The sequence below is a fragment of the Amycolatopsis pittospori genome (assembly GCF_013870525.1).
GTDB lineage: Bacteria > Actinomycetota > Actinomycetes > Mycobacteriales > Pseudonocardiaceae > Amycolatopsis > Amycolatopsis pittospori.
In genome coordinates, this window is sequence record NZ_JACBXD010000021.1 from 1 (window position 1) to 15,325 (window position 15,325).

The following is a 15,325-nucleotide window of genomic DNA, read 5'->3' on the forward strand; positions in this document are numbered from 1 at the left end:
CTACTCCGGCCCGCCGTCGTATCCGGTCCCGCCGCGATGGGGTTTCCCGAACCTGGTCTGGCGCCGCCCGACCGCGGTCCCCGGGACGGCGTCCGGCGAGGTCACGCCGGGGGAGCGGCTGCGGGTGATCACGCGCAGCGTCCTGCCGGTCCTGTGGACCTTCGCCGCCCTCGCGCTCGTCGCTTCGGCCGCCGAGATCTGGCGCTACGTCCTGCTCGTGCAGAGCCGCGACTCCGCGTTGTCGACCTCCGTCGTTTCGGTGTCCGACACCTTCGTGATCACCGCGGGCCTGCTCACGACGATCCTTTCGCTGCTGCCGTCGGGACTCACCGTGTGGTGGCTGCTGGTGGCTCGTCACGCCGCCGCGGAGGCCTCCGGTGAGGCGCCGCCGAGGCGGCTGTGGCAGGTGCTGGTGTTCACGCTGGTGCCGGTCGTGAACCTGATCCTGGTACTGCCGATCGTCGCCGAACTCGAACACGCCGTCCTGCGCCGTTCGCGGGAGACCAGGCCGAAGCCGTCACGGCTCGTGCTGGGCTGGTGGGGCGTCTGGGTGCTGAACTGGCTGCTGCTCGTCCTCGTCATCGTCTGGCGGTTCCGTGACGGCGTCCAAGCACTGGCCGACGGCGTCCTCCTGGTCGCGCTCACCGACCTGGCCGCCGCGGGACTGGCGGTGATGACCGCGCTGCTCGTGAAGCGCATGTCCGGCCTGCTGTCGCCTGTGGCGGAGAAGCGGCTTCGTCTGCTTCGCGTGCTGAAGGTGGACGGTGCCCCGGATCCGGAACGTCGTGATCGGCCCGCTTCTTCGGTGCGCTGAACCTGCCCGCTGCCGGCGATCTCCAGCTGAACACGCGTGCCGTCCATCCAGTCACGCGTGTCGTCCCTGGGATCACGCGAAAGAACCGTCACGACTGCGGTGTGAGTCGGGTCACCCTTGACCTCCACCTCGCTCGAAGTTCAAGACTGGCGCGCTGTTGCCGGACTCGCGGTTCCAGCTCGTCAACGTCACGCACTACGACAGCCGGGAAGACTGGGAGGCGGCGGGGAGGAACCAGGTGTTCAGGGCGTCGACCGAGCGCGCCGCGGAGGTGGCCACGCCCAACGCCGCCCTTTACGAGGTCGTGGTCGAGTACCCCTGAGTGGTGACCCGGAGCGAGCGCAGGCCGCGGATCACGAACTCAGGCCGTCGTTCGGGTGTTTCGGCGAGTTTCAGGTCCGGCAGCTTCTTGGTCAGGGCGTTGAGCGCGGCCGCGATCTCCACTCGTGCGAGCGGGGCGCCGACGCAGTAGTGGATGCCCATACCGAAGCCGAGGTGCGCGTTCGGCGTGCGGCCGATGTCGAGGGTGTCGGGCCGGTCGAAGACCTTCGGGTCCCGGGCGGCGGCGCCGAGCAGCGCGCCGATCTTCTCGCCCTCGGCCACCTGGAAGCCGGCGATCTCGACGTCGGCGATCGCGGTCCGCTCGAACAGCTGCAGCGGGGAGTCGAAGCGGATCAGCTCCTCGACGCACGGGTCCAGCAGATCGGGGGACGTCAGCAGTCGTTCCCACTGGTCGCGGTGGGTCAGCAGGGCGTTGACGCCGTTCCCGATGACGTTCACCGTCGCCTCGTGCCCGGCCATCAGCAGCAGGACGGCGGTCGCGACCAGTTCGTCTTCGGTGAGTTCGCTGCGGAGCAGGTCGCTGATGATGTCGTCGCCCGGAGCGCTCGCGCGGTGCTTCGCCACGTCGCGCAGGTACTCGACGAACTCCGCTGCGGCCTCTTCGGCGGCGTCGCGCTTGTCTTCGGCGAGGCCGTACTCGTACATCTTCACGATGTGGTTCGACAGGGTGACCATGCGCGGACCGTCTTCGATCGGGACGCCGAGCAGTTCCGCGATGACCGCGACAGGCAGCGGTTGCGCGAGGTGTTCCAGCAGGTCCGCGGAGCCGGTCTCGGCGATCTCGGCGGCCAGCTTGTCGACCATGCCGTCGGCGAGTTCGGCGACCATCGGCCGCAGCCGCTGGACGTGCCCGCGCCCGAACGCGCCCGCGATCACGCGTCGCAGCCGCGTGTGGGCGGGCGGCTCGTTCTCCAGCAGTGAGTTGCGGTGCAGCAGGTTGAACGACGCGAACCGCTCCACCGGTAGCGCGTCCTGCCAGATCCGGCCGAGCCCGCGGTGCCGCAGGACGGCGGCCGACGCGGCGTGCGAAACGGCTACGGCGATGCCGAGCCCTTCGTGCCGGTGTACTTCGCCGGTTTCGCGAAGGGCCGCGAAGGCGGGATAAGGATCGGCGAGGAAGGCGGGATCGCGAAGGTCGAACACGTTCCGAGAGTAGCCCGCCGCGCCGGGGGATCGCCCCGGCGCGGCAGGGGGCTAGAGGTGCAGCCAGAGACCCAGGTGCAGGCCGAGACCGTGGACGTGGACGTGCCCGTGGTGATGGTGGTGGCCGACGCACAGCAGCAGGCAGTGCCGGGCGTGGTCGGTCTTCTCGGACTGCGGCGCGGCCGAGGCCGTCCCCGCCGCGGGCCCGGCCAGCATCAGCCCGAGTGCCACGGGGAACGCGGCCAGCGCTGCCCGGCGCTTCGAGGTGCTCATCTGAGATCCCTTCTCCGCACTACGACGCCGGCTGGCGTCTTGATCGAGTATTCGGTGCGGGGCAGGGGAAACGGCAGGCTGATCACCCGCGGTTCGATCATCCGGATGATGACAACCGTTTTCAGTCACGTTTCCGTGGTACACGAACGGCCGCAGAAACCGGCCTATCCGGTCGACTTCGCGGAACGACGGGTGTCATCCGCGATGTTTTCGTTACCGACCCCGCTGAACCTCGGGCACGGCCTGACGTCTCTAGGGATGTCGGAACGCGGAAGCGCGGGACGGCAAGGGGATTCCGTGGCCTTCGAGCCCGGAAATGTTTCTCACTGGGGTAATTCGTACTTTGAATGGGGTATTTCCATGCGTATTCGTCATGCCTTTTTCGTCGGTCTGACCGCTGCCGCGCTCGCGTTGCTGCCCGCGACCGCTTTCGCCACCGAAGCACCGGTCGAAGCGCCGGAGAAGCCGAAGGGCACCAAGTTCTGGGTGTCGCCGAAGAGCGTCGAAGCCGGTGGCACGGTCACCGCGCAGGGCCGCTGCGTCACCCCGCACGGCTTCTCGATCATCCCGCCGGAGGGCTTCAAGCAGGTCGCCGACAAGTCGGCCAAGCGGGACGGCGGCACCGACGTGAAGGTGACCTACAAGGTCCAGCCGAGTGTGAAGCCCGGTGACCACCTGTTCGTCATGCTGTGCGACACCCGTGAGCCCTCGGCGACGGTGAAGGTCGTCCCGGCGGCGAAGAAGGAGCCCGTCAAGAAGGAGCCGACGAAGCAGGTCTCGAAGGTTCCCGCCGGCGCGCCGCAGACCGGCGGCGGGCCGGTCGACGAGCCCTCTTCGGCCGGTTGGCTGATCGCGGGGCTGGCGGGAGCGGGTGTGGCGGGCGCCGGTGGCGCGGTGCTGCTGCGGCGTCGTCCGGCCTCCCGGTCCTGATCGCACGCGGGAAGGGCGGGGGGCGTACGAGCCTCGCGTCCTTCCCGCGATAGCGTTTCGAACCGAGCTTGAGGAGGCTGAAGTGGGCAAAGGTTCGCGCAAGAAGGGTCCCAAGACGACCTCGGATCGCAAGCCGAAGGTGCGCGACGTCTTCGTCGGCCAGCCCTTCGAAGGTCTTGCGGCGGAGACCGAGCTGATCGCGCTGCGCGAGTTCGTCCCTTCGGCGACGGCTTCGCTCACGCTGGCCGGCTCCGGCGAGAAGGTCACCCTCGGCACCGTGCTGCCGATGGCGGCCGCCGCGTTCGTCCGTTCCGACGGCGAGCGCTACGTCGGGATGCAGGTACAGACCCGGTCCTCGGACATCAGCCGGGACCTCGGCCGGTCGCTGCAGTGGGTGCTGGAGGCCAAGGAGGGTGACGTCCTGGCCGTACCGGACACGACGACGCCGCCCACCGCCGACGAGAAGGCCCGCCTGCAGGACCTGCTCGACACCAGCGTCGAACTCGACGCCACGCTCTACAACGACTTCGCCTGGTGGCTGCCCGAGGACGCCGACGCGAGCGGCGACGTCGCGCTGTCCCTCGAGCGCGCGAACGCGGCCATCATGCCGACCGAGCGTCTCGGCGCGGGCGCGTACTGGGTGCTCGCCGGCGAGAAGGCGCACCTGCGCTGGGTCCGCCCCGAGCCGGAGAACCTGCTGCTGCAAGCGCTTGCGCGGCTGTCGGCGGCCGGTGAGCTGAGCCTCGGTGAGGGCTCCCGCTACGCCGGTTCGTTCCGCGCGCACGGGCTGCTCGTGCCGGTGTGGGACCTCGACCCCGAAGCGCACGCCCGCGAGTGGGCCGACGCGAAGGACCAGCTCGGCGTGCGTCTCGATGCCGCGCTGAAGTCCCTCGACGCCGAGCCGCTCAACGCCGCCGAGCGCCGCTCGCGTGACGGCCTGATCGGCCGCCAGCTCACCATCCGCTGATCTCTTCGCATTTCGTCCTCTGAATGCGGTGGTTGCGCACGCAACTACCGCATTCAGAGGACGAAACGCGCGAGGATGGTCGCGTGATCCTTCATATCTGCGGGCAGGCCGACTGGGCCGAGGTGCCCGAAGGCGGCGTCTACACGGCCCCGTCGCTCGACGCCGACGGCTTCATCCACTGTTCCGACCCGGGTACCGCGCATATCCCGGCCAACGCCGTCTTCCCCGGTCGCACCGATCTCGTGCTGCTGGAGATCGACCCGGCGCTGGTCGGCGCGCCCGTCGTCTGGGAGGACGGCGACCCGCCGCATCCGGCCGGTATCCAGTTCCCCCACGTGTACGGACCGATACCCCGTAACGCCGTGGTGGCCGTACACGAATTCCCTGTTCGGGGGGACGGTTCGTTCAGAATTCCCGACTCCCTGTCGAGACGTTGAGGCAGGCAACTCCTCATCCATACGGGCGTCTCTCGAACTAGTTCGCGGCAAGAGACAACCTGCGGGGGCGGCCATGCGTTTCGGGAGAGGCGAGCCAGATGTGCCTGGCCGAGCGAGTCCGGGAGGAGGCGATACGGTGACCGCTGCCGCGACGGTCATCTCGGGGACGGATGTCTGGGTGTCCGGCGAGACCCGAGGGAGTGACGTGCCGGGCGAAATCACCGACTTCGGCGACTTCGTGCAGGCCAGCCTGCCGGGTCTCCTGAGGTACGGGCACGCCCTCACCGGCAATCCGCACGACGCCGCCGACCTGGTCCAGACGGTGCTGGAGAAGATCGGCTCCCGCTGGTCGTACGTCCAGCACAAGACCGGCGACCCGATGGCCTACATCCGCCGTTCGATGGCCAACGCGCATGTCAGCCGGTGGCGCCGGACCAAACGGGAGAACCTGGTCGCCGACCTGCCGGACACGCAGCCGTACAGTCCTGCCGACCCGTTCGAGCACGAGCCGTTGTGGCAGGCGTTACGCGCGCTGCCGCCGAGGCAACGTGCGGTGATGGTGCTGCGTTACTACGAAGGGCTGTCGGAAGCGGAGATCGCGGACTCGCTCGGCATCAGCCAGGGCACCGTGAAGAGCCAGGCGAGCAAGGCGATCAACTCGCTGCGTACGAAGCTCGCGCTGTTCGAGCCCAAGAGCGAAGGGAGGTAAGCGGGATGAATATGTCCGACGAGGACGTGCAGCAGAAACTGCGCGATCTGTTCTCCGATGATCGGCTCGGCGTGCAGTCCGCGCTGAATCCCGAGACGATCGTGGCGGGCGCGAAGCGTCGACGCCGTCGCCGCCAGATGATGCAGACGACGACCGGGATGGCCGCCGCGGTGGTCATCCTGGGCGGTGGGCTCACCGTCTTCTCGATCCACGACAAGGACAACGGAGCGGCCTTCCCCGGCGATCAGCTCAGCCTGGGGCAGTCCGCGAGCAGCCAGGCGCCGGCGGGGACCGGGAGCGAGGTGCCGCCTCCGCCCTCGTCGGTGTCGCAGCCGGCCCCGCCGCCTCAGCCGCCTCCGTCGACGGCCCCCGACGGGCCCGTCAAGCCGCCGAAGACCACTGCGGCCACGAAGCCTCCGGCGCAGGGGAAGGTGACGACGGGTTCGCTGCTGACATCGAGTGGCTTCGGCAAGCTTCGGCTCGGGATGAGCGAAGCCGACGCTGAGGCCGCCGTCAGCCCGCTTCGGGCGCGAGAGGTCCGCGGAAGCTGCATCTACGGCTACGCGGAGGGCTCCGGTGTTCCGGGGCCGACGTCGGTGTCGCTGACCGAGGCCGACGGAGTCACGGTCATCAACCCGGCGGGCACGGTGCACACCCCGGAGGGGATCGGCGTCGGCTCGACCGAGTCGGACATCCTCACGGCGTACCCGGGCAGCACCAAGGACGGCGGTTCGTACGTCTCCCCGGCTGGCGCGGTGAGCTCGTACCGGATCTTCGTGTCCAACGACGGTGTGGTCGTCAGCATCCTGCTGACCAGCATCAACCAGGACTGCCAGTTCAGCTAGGCGGTCCGCACAGACGGAAAACCCGGGCTGCTCCAAGGGGGAGAGCCCGGGTTTTCCCTGTGGTGGGAGAGCGTCAGTGAGTCAGAGCGCGCCGCCCGCGACCGGAGGCATCCCCGAGTCGGCGCCGCCGTCCCCGATGGACTCGCGGTGCAGGTGGTTCTCCACCTCGAACAGGTTGCCATTCGCGCGCTTGACGATGTTGAGCAGCGTGGACATCTGGGAGATCTCTTCGACCTGCTCCTTGAGGAACCACTGCGTGAACTGCTCGCCGATGTAGTCCTCTTCGGCGCGGGCGGCCTTGGCCAGCTGCTGGATGTCGGTCGCGACCTCCTTCTCCTGCTGCAGCGCGAGCTCGATGAGCTCGGTGACGTCGGAGAAGGTGTTGCGGACGTCGCCCGTGCCGGGGATCTCCACGTGGTGGTCGGTGTCCAGCATGTACTGGATGAGCGCCATCGCGTGGTTACGCTCCTCGACGGACTGCTTGTAGAAGTGCTTCGCGAGCTGCGGCAGGTCCTCGGCGTCGAACCAGACCGCCAGCGCGATGTACTGCTGGGAGGCGTTGAACTCGTTGTGGATCTGCGCCTGCAGCAGTTCGTAGAACTTCGAGCGCGGTTGCTTCTTGGTGAGGGCCATGCGTTCAAAGATACGTCATGGCCTATTCGATTTCCACTTTTACCTGGTGATCTACCCCCTATTAGGTTACCATTCCCAATACTAGGTTCGCCTCAATTAAGTAAGCCTTCCCTAATCGATTGAACGCTGATTAGGGAAGGCTTACTTAATTTCTGTTTCAGATGCTTTCGCGCCGGATCGGGCACGACATGCAGCGCGGCCCGCCGCGGCCGGAGCCCAGCTCGGAACCGGTGATGGCCAGCACCTCGATGCCCGCCTCCTCCAGTCGTGCGTTGGTTTCCACATTGCGTTCATAGCCGACGACGACGCCCGGCGCCAAAGCGAGGGTGTTGTTCCCGTCGTCCCATTGCTCGCGTTCCGCGGTCACCGGGTCGAGTCCGGTGTCGATCACCCGGAGCCGGTCGATTCCCATTGCTTCGGCGGCCGCGGTGAGGAATGGCGCGGGGCCTTCCACCTTCATGGAACCGTCGTCGGTGGGACGCATGGTGAATGCGGTCAGCGAATCGCGGGAAAGCGGGTACATGACGACGGCGTCGGCCGCGACCATCGTGCAGACGGTGTCGAGATGCATGGTCGCGCGAGTCTGCTCGATCGGCACGGCGAGCACGGTGTGCGCGATCCCGTCGGCGAACACCGACCGCGCCAGCGATTCGGCGCCCGCCGCGGTGGTCCGCTCGCCGACGCCGATGGCCAGGACCCCCGGCGAAAGCAGCATGACGTCGCCGCCCTCGATCGGCGCCGAATGCGCGCCGTACGCGCGCGCCGCGTGCCGGAACCACGGGTGGTAGGCGTAGATCAGGTCCAGTACCGCGGTCTCGCGGACCCGCGCGGGCATGGTGAGCGAGGAGACCGCGACCCGGTTGCCGATCCACGCCGACGAATCGCGCGTGAACAGCAGGTTCGGCAGCGGGTCGACGGCGAAGTCGTTCGGGTGGTTCATCAGCCGGACCAGCGAGACGCCCTCGGCGGCGGGCAGTTCCTCGAAGGTCATCCCGGCCATCAGGGCCTCGGCCAGCACCTCGGGGGAGACGCTCGACAGATGGGAACGCAGCGAATCGGCCAGGTCGATCCCGAGCCGTCGCTCGTCCACCGCGGCGTGCACTCCGGCGGCGTGGGCGCGGGTGTCCGCGAGCGCCGTGCGCAGCGCGTCGGCCAGCAGCAGCACCTCGACGCCGCGGCCGCGCAGCACCTCGGCGAACGCGTCGTGCTCGTCCTGCGCGCGGTCCACCCAGGGGATGGAATCGAACAGGAGCTGGTCGTTGTTGCGAGGCGTGAGCCTTTTGAGCTCGTTGCCGGGCCTGTGCAGGAGCACCGCACGCAGGGGGCCGACTTCGCTGTCAACTCGGGGTGGAGTCGTCTCGTCAATCACCAGTTCACCCTAGCTAGGGGAGCCAGGAAACTCGCCCCTTGAGCAGGGCGTATCCGACGAAAGACACGAAGTCCAACGCGGTGTGCGCGGCGATCAGCGGCCACAGCCGGTTCGTCTTCTGCCACAGCCTGCCGAACACCAGGCCCATCACGACGTTGCCGACGAAACCGCCGAAACCCTGATAGAGGTGATACGAACCGCGCAACACCGACGAGGCGACGAGCGCCGTGTTCTCGCGCAGTCCGAGCTGCCGCAGCCGGGTCAGCAGGTAGGCGACGACGAGTACCTCTTCGGCGAACGCGTTGCCGAAGGCCGACAACGTCAGCGTGATCGGCCGCCACCAGGTTTCGCCCAAAGTGGACGGTTGCACCGACAGGCTGAAACCGAGGCTGTAGGAGAGGAAGTACAGCCCCAGCCCCGGAATCCCGATTACGGCGGCGAGCAGGACGCCGTGGCCGATATCGCGGCCCGGACGACTCCGATCCAGCCCGATCCGCGCGAGCTTCATGCCACCGCGCCACAGCAGATACAGCCCGAGCGCGCCCCAGCCGACCAGCTGGCCCGCGCTCAGGAGCTGCTTGAGCATGTCGACGAGGCTCAGCGTCGCCTGGGGAACGTTGAGCTGGGCCTGCTGCTGCGCCAGCGGGACCGGCTGCAGCAGCGAGTCCACAAGGGACAACAGGCTGCGCAGCCCGGACAGGCCGAGGGTGATCCCGAAGACGACGACCAGTTCGATGACGATCGCGCGGCGGCGCGCCGGGTCTTCTACGAATTCCGGCAGCGCCGGGCGTTCGGGACGCAGCCAGCTCATCGGCCGCACGCTACCGTCAAAGCCATGCCAAGGAGCATCGCGACCAACGAAACCGTCGACCGTGCCGCGCTCGTCGAGTTCCTGTCCACCCGCCACCGCGCCATCCTGATGACCACGAAAGCCGACGGCGGCCCCCAGCTGTCCCCGGTGACCTGCGGGGTCGACGGCGAAGGCCGGCTGGTCATCTCCACGTACCCGAAGCGCGCGAAGGTCGTCAACGTGCGTCGCGAGCCGAAGGTGTCCGCCTGCGTCCTTTCCGACGAGTGGAACGACCAGTGGGTGCAGCTGAACGGCACCGCCGAGGTGCTCGACCTCCCCGACTCCGTCGAACCGCTGGTCGACTACTTCCGCGCGATCTCGGGCGAGCACCCCGACTGGGACGAGTACCGCGAAGCGATGGTGAAGCAGGGCAAGAGCATCATCCGCGTCACCATCGAATCCTGGGGCCCGATCGCCAAGGGCGGCTTCCCCGCCGAACTCGCTTAACCCTCCGAAAAGAACGGGCAGCCGATCAGCCTGCGGATCTCGCCCGCCAGCTGCTGTGGGCCTTCGACCGGACGTGAGAACGCGAGCCGGACGTCGTGGTCGCCGGAGTCGGCCTCGACCCGCAGCCGCAGGCCGTAGCGGTCCAGCCCCAGCGGCCGGATCCGCCCGCCGCGCAGTTCACCCGGCACATGCTTGGCGAGCTGCTGGACGACGTCCGCGTGGTCGGACTCCAGATGCCGCAGCCATTGGGCCTCGTAGTCGTGGAAGGGGTCCGGTGGTGCGGCGCTGAACATATGCGGCCGGAGCGAATGCGTGCCCTCGGCGTCCGCGAGCACCAGCGACGCCGGCGTCAGCCGCAGCAGGGTCAGGCCGTGCCCGACGTCGAGCAGCCGCTCGTCCGGCCGGGTCTCGGCGATGGAAACCGCGCGGGCGCGGGCGGAGACGTCGGAGAGCGGGCGGAGCCAGCCGGTGATCCACAGCAGCCCGCGGATGGGCTCGCGCAGGGCGACCGGCGCCTGGTCGGTCAGCTCGACCATCACCGCGAGCTCGCCGCGCTGGGCCTCGTGCGAGCGTTCGACCAGGTGGTGCTCGTCCGGCAGCAGGATGCTGACGCTGCCGCTCGTGTGCACGTGGTGCAGCACGGGGACGACGCGGCCGTACTGCCCTGGCTGTTCACGCTGCTCCGCTGTCGGCATCAGCGTCGCCGGCCCGTTGCGGGTGGCGATCGTCTTCGCGCGTTCCGCGGGGTTCGGCGCCGGCGGGCGGCGAAGGGACGTCGGTGTGGTCACGGCTCACCTCCTAAGTTAGGTGAGCCTAACCTGATTTAGGCGTCCGGCGGAAGTATCCTGGCTCACGTCTCACCTGACGGCTATAGGTTGACCAGGTGGAAGACCACAGAATCCGGGGGCTCGAACCACCCGAAGGGATTCCGGCGAAGAACATGCCGGGTCTGGTTCCGCTGCTCGACCGTTCGGCCACGACCGCGGGCACGGTGGCCTTCGCCGCCGGACTGCTCGTCGTGCTGGGGGTGGTCCTGCTGGTCAACGGGCGGTACGGGATCGCGGTCCCGCTCTTCCTCCTCGTCTTCATGACACCGGTTTCGGGCTTCTACGGCCACCTCACGATTGCCGGATCCCTGGCGCTGCGAAAGCTCGTCGACAACCCGTTTCGCCTGGTGAGCGGGCTTGACGGCGCTGTCGTCGCCGGTTCGCGGGTAAGCGTTCCGCTGGACGGGCGGTGGCTGGTCGTCCGGTTGCCCGCCCCGGTGCGCGCGCAACTCGCGGCGCAGCGACGGCTGTGGGTGCTGGGGCCGTCCGTCCTGCTGCCGGGAGTCCTCGTGCCGAGACGCGGCGCGTTCCGGAAGGCGCCGGTGAAGGGATCGAAACCGTTCGCGGTCGAGCCGGTGTCGCCCGGACGGCTCCTTTCCCTGCAGCGACGGCTGATGGCGTCGTACTACCTGCTGAGCGCCGGCCTCGCACTGGTCGTGGCCGCCTTCTCGATCTGGGTCGCGATCGACCTCCCGGAGCGTGACGGCCTCCTCGCGGTGAACGCGCAGGTCTTGGCGGTCCTTTGCGTACTGGCGACGATCGGGCTCGCCGTCACCGCGCTCGTGATGACCCGGCCGTCGCCCGAGCCACAGTGGACCGAACTGGCCGTCGTATCCGGGCCGGCGTCGGTCAACTTCATCGGCATGGTCACCGTGAAGGGCCGGACGGTCCTGCCCGACGGCCGTCAGGTCACCGTGACCGCCGGCGGCTCGGACCCGTCGCTGGCCGCGAACATCGCCGCGACCGGACGGCTGTGGGTGCTCGGTGTGCCGGTGGCCGGGAAGGCCGCGAAGGCCGGAGTGCCTGGTCATGCGGTTTTCGGGCCGGTCAGGTTCGGTCGGTAACGAATCCACGAGGCCGGTCGATCTACGGGCAACCGGGGCTTGGGGGAGTCATGCACGATTCGGGAATTTCGCCTGTCCGCGTTCTGGAGCCGCTTCGGGACCAGCCCGCGGTCGCGATGCCTGTTTTCGGTTCGGTACTGGGGGCGATGCGCGGGGCTCGCGCGTTCTGGATTCTCGCGCCACTGGCCGCGCCGGGGGTTCCCGCGGCCTATTTGAGCGGGGGGCTCGGTGTCGTCCCCGCGGCGCTGTTCCTGCTTCTCGGGACCTCCGCGGCGGCCTGGGGATTCAGCCGGTCCACCCCGTGGAAGGCGCTGACCGAACTGGCACGAAACGCGTCTTTCGCCGAAGTGTCCTTGCCCCCGGAAGGCCTGTTCTTCCTCCACGCGAAGGCGTACTTCAAGCTGCCCGATTCCACGTGGGCCGCGGTAAGACTGCCGAAGGCCGCCCGGCTTCAGCTCAGGGCACAGCGGCGGGTCTGGCTTCTGGGACCCGACGAAAAGGGGCGCCGGTTCCTGCAACTGCCCGGGGTGCTCTGGCCGCATCGGGTGAAGGTGGTACCGGATCTGCCCGCGGACGCGGTGCGGCAGGACGTGATCGAGCAGCGGCTCGCTCCTCCCGAGGAGGACGTCGTGCTGATCGCGCACCGGCAGCGGATCGTCCGGGGGATGTTGTCCCTCTTCGCGATCGCGATGGTCGTCCTCGCCTCGCTCGCGGTGGGCCAGGTCCTCGTGATGATCGAAGACGTGTCCAAGGGCGGCACGGGGATCCTCGTTTGGTTCACCTACGCGGTCGTCGTCTCGGTGCTGGGAATCGAAGCGGCCAAGGGGATGCTGAAGCCGTTGCCGCGCGGGAAATGGACCGAGATGGTGGCCGTTCCCCACGCGCCGCCCCTCCTGGGTGTCTCGGGCCTGGCGACCCTCGCGTGCCGGGTTCACTGGCCGAACGGCTGGTGGAGCGACGTCGTTCTGTCCAGAGTGGACCCCGCGCTCGCCGCGAACATCTGGGCCACGCAAAGCCTTTGGGTGATCGGCGAACCTGTCCGCGGCGCGACCACGTTCGCCGGTATCCCAGGCCACGCCGTCCTGGGCCGCGTCAAGTTCAGGTGAGGGAGCGCCGCGTCGCCTCTTCGGTCTCGACGACGCCCCGCCGGATCCCTTCGAGTTGTTCGCTCAGCTCGCCGATCGTGCGGGTGTCGATCAGCGAATCGCCGGTGGCGGCCGACAATTCGGCCGCCCTGGCGACCAGACCGTCGAGGCCGAGCGCGCCGGATCGTAGCTGTGCCAAGAGTTTCCGCTGCGCGCTCGAAAGCCGGGTGTGCACGTCTTCCTGCGCCTGAACGGACTCCAGGGACTGCAGGAGATCCCCGCGGATGTCGTCGTCCGCGGTCTTGAGTTCCTTTCGCAGCCGGGCCTTCTCCGCCGCCACCGCGCCCGCGTCCACGCGCGCCAGAGCCTTTCCGGTGGCCGAGGTGCGGCCGGCCAGCCGCCGGAGGGTGTCGACGGTTTCCCGCACGATCGGTTCCATGTCGGCCACCCGGTCAGCGAGGGGGCCGGCGGCGAGCGAATCGGAGATCGACTGGAAACCGCCGGCCGCGGCCTCCGCCCGACGCAACCAGTCCGCCTCGGGTGAGCCCGGTTCGACGTCCGGTGGCGGTTTCTCCTCCGGTTCGGCCTCCGGTTTCGGCCTGGACACGGCGGCGATCCCGGCGCGTGCGGCGAGCACGGTCACGCCGACGCCCAGCGCGGCGACCGTCGGCAGTTGCACGGCCCAGGCCGCACCCGCCGACGTCGCCGCGAGGAGCAGTCCCCACGGTTCGGCTAGCTCACGGACGAAGCGCATGGTCGAGGATCTCAGAAATTCGAGATCACGGCGGTGAAGACCTGGTCGATCGAGTCCGGTTTGGACGAGTCGTACCCGACGCCCTGCGTGGTCTCGGCGATCTCCTTGAGAATGTCCAGGTCGGCGTCGGAGCCGTAGGCGATGGTGAACATCCGCACCGCCTCACCGCCGCCCTCGGTCCGCAACTGCCCGACGAGGTTGGTCAGATCGATGCCGCCGGGATCCTCGTTCCGGCCGTCCGTGAGCACGACGACGGCGTTGATCGCGTTCGGATCCAGCCGCTGCTTCATGAATTCGTAGGCCGCGAGCGAGGAGTCGTAGAGCCCGGTCCCGTTCTGCGGGGTCAGCCCGTTCAGCCGCGACGCCAGCTCCTGCCTTCCCGGCTCACCGCCGATCGGCGTCACCGGCCGTAGTTCGACGAAGTCCTTCTCGCCGTCGAGTTTCGTCGAGAACATCCACAGCCCGACCTTGTCCGCGTCGCTGAACTGCGGCAACGACGCCACGGCGGCCTGTTTCGCGAGGTCCATCTTGTTCTTGCCGGTCCCGCTGACGCCGTCGCCCATCGAGCCGGAGACGTCGACGACCAGCAGCACGTTCGCCTTCTTCCGCAGGTCCTTCCACGACTTCAGCACCTCGGTCAGCACCGGAGGGCTCGGCGGGCGAATGAGGTTGAGCTTCACGTCGGGCTGGGCACCGTTCTCCGAAATGGTCTGTGAACCGGGTTTCCCGTCGAACGTGCGGAAACCGATGTCGGAGAACTTCTGTTGCGCTTCGGCGCCGCGAAGGTGCGCGAGGAAGTCCGCCGCGACCTGCTTGTGGACGTCGTCCGCCCAGTTCAGCACGGTGAACGGGTGATCGGAGTTGAGCGTGCCGTCGCTGGGATAGATGCCGACGAGCGGCACCTTCGGCGGCGCGTGCTGCCCGCGCTTCTCCGGATCGTTCGTGGGATTGCCCTGGTTGTAGCCGACGAGGGAGTTCTCCTCGACCGTCACCGCGGAGATGTACGACAGCGCCGCGCCGCGATCGTCGGCCTTCTGCAGGTTCGTCAGGAACGTCAGGGTGTTGTCGCCGTAGTGGACGATGGCCTGCTCGACGTTCTGCACGAACGTCCGGGCCTCCGGCTTCGCGAGTGCGGCCGCGGTGAGGTCCGAAGACGTCCCTGTCGCCGCGTAGTAGGCGCCGATCGTCGCGTTCAGGCCGGACGTCGAGATGTTGGGATTCGTCTTGCCCAGCCGGAACTTGCCCCACTCCGGATGGCCGTACTTCGCCCAGCCCTGCGGATCCGTGGCGAGCGCGGCGAGATCCTTCCAGCCGATGCCCTTACCCGGCCAGCCGAGTGCCTCGGCCATCGGTTTCGGCATCGCGACGACCAAGGGAGCGTTCGCGACCGATTCCGCGTCGCCCTCGGGCACCAGCGCGGGATGGTCGGTGCCGGTGAGGTTCTGGCGCAACAGGTTCACCCAGCCGGACGCGGCGGGCGTCCAGACGTCCGGCCGTGGCCCGTCCACCGCCTCGTTCCAGCCGCGCGACAGCGCCTGCATCGCGGTCCCGGAGGACTTCGACTGCACCATGACGTCGACGCAGCGTCCGGCCACCGTGCGGCCGCTGTAGCCCTTCGCGATCTCCGTGACCACGCCGGCCTTCTCCGGAGACGACGAGACCTGCAGCTTGACGGCGTCGCCGGTGGTGCATTTCGCTTCCGCGGCCTCTTCGCCGGAGTCGCTGGTGATCGCGCGCAACCCGATGATCAACCCGACGGCGACCACCGCCGCCGCCACGAACGCCAGGACCTTGCGGCCCCCGCGGGACTGACCGGGATTCACGACCATGGAGAAC

At 68.5% G+C, this 15,325-nt stretch carries 18 protein-coding genes; 10 read left to right on the forward strand and 8 right to left on the reverse strand.

The window, feature by feature from the left end:
• Together H5J31_RS14305 and H5J31_RS14310 are read left to right on the forward strand one after the other, a co-directional pair.
• Window positions 1–814 (forward strand): DUF4328 domain-containing protein (locus H5J31_RS14305; protein ID WP_236005068.1); only part of this gene is annotated, 814 nt, incomplete at its 5' end.
• 157 nt (window positions 815–971) lie between these two features.
• Entirely contained in the window at window positions 972–1,136 is a 165-nt protein-coding gene (locus tag H5J31_RS14310) for a hypothetical protein (protein WP_181773039.1), read from the forward strand.
• Here the strand turns inward: H5J31_RS14310 and H5J31_RS14315 are convergent.
• Together H5J31_RS14315 and H5J31_RS14320 are read right to left on the reverse strand one after the other, a co-directional pair.
• Window positions 1,109–2,299 (reverse strand): cytochrome P450, encoded by a 1,191-nt coding sequence (locus H5J31_RS14315; RefSeq protein WP_181773040.1) that lies wholly within the window; start codon window positions 2,297–2,299, stop codon window positions 1,109–1,111. The two genes, H5J31_RS14310 and H5J31_RS14315, sit on opposite strands and share 28 nt — an antisense overlap.
• A 51-nt stretch (window positions 2,300–2,350) precedes the next feature.
• A complete protein-coding gene (locus H5J31_RS14320) occupies window positions 2,351–2,572 on the reverse strand; it encodes a hypothetical protein (RefSeq protein WP_181773041.1) in 222 nt (73 codons plus the stop codon).
• Window positions 2,573–2,932: 360 nt separating this feature from the next.
• Here H5J31_RS14320 and H5J31_RS14325 point away from each other — a divergent pair, with 360 nt between their 5' ends.
• The 5 genes from H5J31_RS14325 to H5J31_RS14345 all read left to right on the forward strand — a co-directional run bounded on the left by H5J31_RS14325 (window position 2,933) and on the right by H5J31_RS14345 (window position 6,460).
• Window positions 2,933–3,502: a hypothetical protein gene (locus H5J31_RS14325; protein WP_181773042.1), complete on the forward strand. Its 570-nt coding sequence runs from the start codon at window positions 2,933–2,935 to the stop codon at window positions 3,500–3,502.
• 82 nt (window positions 3,503–3,584) lie between these two features.
• On the forward strand, window positions 3,585–4,469 hold the full coding sequence (locus tag H5J31_RS14330) for a DUF5926 family protein (protein WP_181773043.1): 885 nt from the start codon (window positions 3,585–3,587) through the stop codon (window positions 4,467–4,469).
• 83 nt (window positions 4,470–4,552) lie between these two features.
• Window positions 4,553–4,906: a DUF952 domain-containing protein gene (locus tag H5J31_RS14335; protein WP_181773044.1), complete on the forward strand. Its 354-nt coding sequence runs from the start codon at window positions 4,553–4,555 to the stop codon at window positions 4,904–4,906.
• Window positions 4,907–5,111: 205 nt separating this feature from the next.
• A complete protein-coding gene (locus H5J31_RS14340; protein ID WP_181773141.1) occupies window positions 5,112–5,615 on the forward strand; it encodes a SigE family RNA polymerase sigma factor in 504 nt (167 codons plus the stop codon).
• Window positions 5,616–5,620: 5 nt separating this feature from the next.
• Window positions 5,621–6,460, forward strand: a complete 840-nt coding sequence (locus tag H5J31_RS14345; protein WP_181773045.1) for a hypothetical protein — start codon at window positions 5,621–5,623, stop codon at window positions 6,458–6,460.
• A gap of 81 nt (window positions 6,461–6,541) precedes the next feature.
• Here H5J31_RS14345 and H5J31_RS14350 read toward each other — a convergent pair whose 3' ends face one another.
• From H5J31_RS14350 to H5J31_RS14360, 3 genes are all read right to left on the reverse strand, one after another.
• Window positions 6,542–7,093: a ferritin gene (locus H5J31_RS14350; RefSeq protein ID WP_181773046.1), complete on the reverse strand. Its 552-nt coding sequence runs from the start codon at window positions 7,091–7,093 to the stop codon at window positions 6,542–6,544.
• 157 nt (window positions 7,094–7,250) lie between these two features.
• Window positions 7,251–8,462: an arginine deiminase gene (locus tag H5J31_RS14355; protein WP_181773047.1), complete on the reverse strand. Its 1,212-nt coding sequence runs from the start codon at window positions 8,460–8,462 to the stop codon at window positions 7,251–7,253.
• 13 nt (window positions 8,463–8,475) lie between these two features.
• Window positions 8,476–9,273: a CPBP family intramembrane glutamic endopeptidase gene (locus tag H5J31_RS14360; RefSeq protein WP_181773048.1), complete on the reverse strand. Its 798-nt coding sequence runs from the start codon at window positions 9,271–9,273 to the stop codon at window positions 8,476–8,478.
• A gap of 24 nt (window positions 9,274–9,297) precedes the next feature.
• Here H5J31_RS14360 and H5J31_RS14365 point away from each other — a divergent pair, with 24 nt between their 5' ends.
• Window positions 9,298–9,759, forward strand: coding sequence for a PPOX class F420-dependent oxidoreductase (locus tag H5J31_RS14365; RefSeq protein ID WP_181773049.1), 462 nt, complete (start codon window positions 9,298–9,300; stop codon window positions 9,757–9,759).
• Here H5J31_RS14365 and H5J31_RS14370 read toward each other — a convergent pair.
• Window positions 9,756–10,547, reverse strand: coding sequence for a DUF2470 domain-containing protein (locus H5J31_RS14370; protein WP_181773050.1), 792 nt, complete (start codon window positions 10,545–10,547; stop codon window positions 9,756–9,758). The genes H5J31_RS14365 and H5J31_RS14370 overlap by 4 nt on opposite strands.
• A gap of 95 nt (window positions 10,548–10,642) precedes the next feature.
• Here H5J31_RS14370 and H5J31_RS14375 point away from each other — a divergent pair, with 95 nt between their 5' ends.
• Window positions 10,643–11,650 (forward strand): hypothetical protein, encoded by a 1,008-nt coding sequence (locus H5J31_RS14375; protein WP_181773051.1) that lies wholly within the window; start codon window positions 10,643–10,645, stop codon window positions 11,648–11,650.
• Between the two features lie 50 nt (window positions 11,651–11,700).
• Entirely contained in the window at window positions 11,701–12,756 is a 1,056-nt protein-coding gene (locus H5J31_RS14380; RefSeq protein WP_181773052.1) for a hypothetical protein, read from the forward strand.
• Here H5J31_RS14380 and H5J31_RS14385 read toward each other — a convergent pair.
• A complete protein-coding gene (locus H5J31_RS14385) occupies window positions 12,749–13,489 on the reverse strand; it encodes a hypothetical protein (protein WP_181773053.1) in 741 nt (246 codons plus the stop codon). The two genes, H5J31_RS14380 and H5J31_RS14385, sit on opposite strands and share 8 nt — an antisense overlap.
• An 11-nt stretch (window positions 13,490–13,500) precedes the next feature.
• Window positions 13,501–15,318: a substrate-binding and vWA domain-containing protein gene (locus H5J31_RS14390; RefSeq protein WP_181773054.1), complete on the reverse strand. Its 1,818-nt coding sequence runs from the start codon at window positions 15,316–15,318 to the stop codon at window positions 13,501–13,503.
• Window positions 15,319–15,325 lie beyond the last annotated feature (7 nt).

What these genes read in the sequence shown, in the direction of transcription:
- H5J31_RS14345 (WP_181773045.1), top strand. Translation starts at nt 5,621, where the DNA reads ATGAATATGTCCGACGAGGACGTGCAGCAGAAACTGCGCGATCTGTTC.
- H5J31_RS14380 (WP_181773052.1), top strand. Translation starts at nt 11,701, where the DNA reads ATGCACGATTCGGGAATTTCGCCTGTCCGCGTTCTGGAGCCGCTTCGG.
- H5J31_RS14365 (WP_181773049.1), top strand. Translation starts at nt 9,298, where the DNA reads ATGCCAAGGAGCATCGCGACCAACGAAACCGTCGACCGTGCCGCGCTC.
- H5J31_RS14325 (WP_181773042.1), top strand. Translation starts at nt 2,933, where the DNA reads ATGCGTATTCGTCATGCCTTTTTCGTCGGTCTGACCGCTGCCGCGCTC.
- H5J31_RS14385 (WP_181773053.1), bottom strand. Translation starts at nt 13,489, where the DNA reads ATGCGCTTCGTCCGTGAGCTAGCCGAACCGTGGGGACTGCTCCTCGCG.
- H5J31_RS14350 (WP_181773046.1), bottom strand. Translation starts at nt 7,093, where the DNA reads ATGGCCCTCACCAAGAAGCAACCGCGCTCGAAGTTCTACGAACTGCTG.
- H5J31_RS14390 (WP_181773054.1), bottom strand. Translation starts at nt 15,318, where the DNA reads ATGGTCGTGAATCCCGGTCAGTCCCGCGGGGGCCGCAAGGTCCTGGCG.
- H5J31_RS14360 (WP_181773048.1), bottom strand. Translation starts at nt 9,273, where the DNA reads ATGAGCTGGCTGCGTCCCGAACGCCCGGCGCTGCCGGAATTCGTAGAA.
- H5J31_RS14320 (WP_181773041.1), bottom strand. Translation starts at nt 2,572, where the DNA reads ATGAGCACCTCGAAGCGCCGGGCAGCGCTGGCCGCGTTCCCCGTGGCA.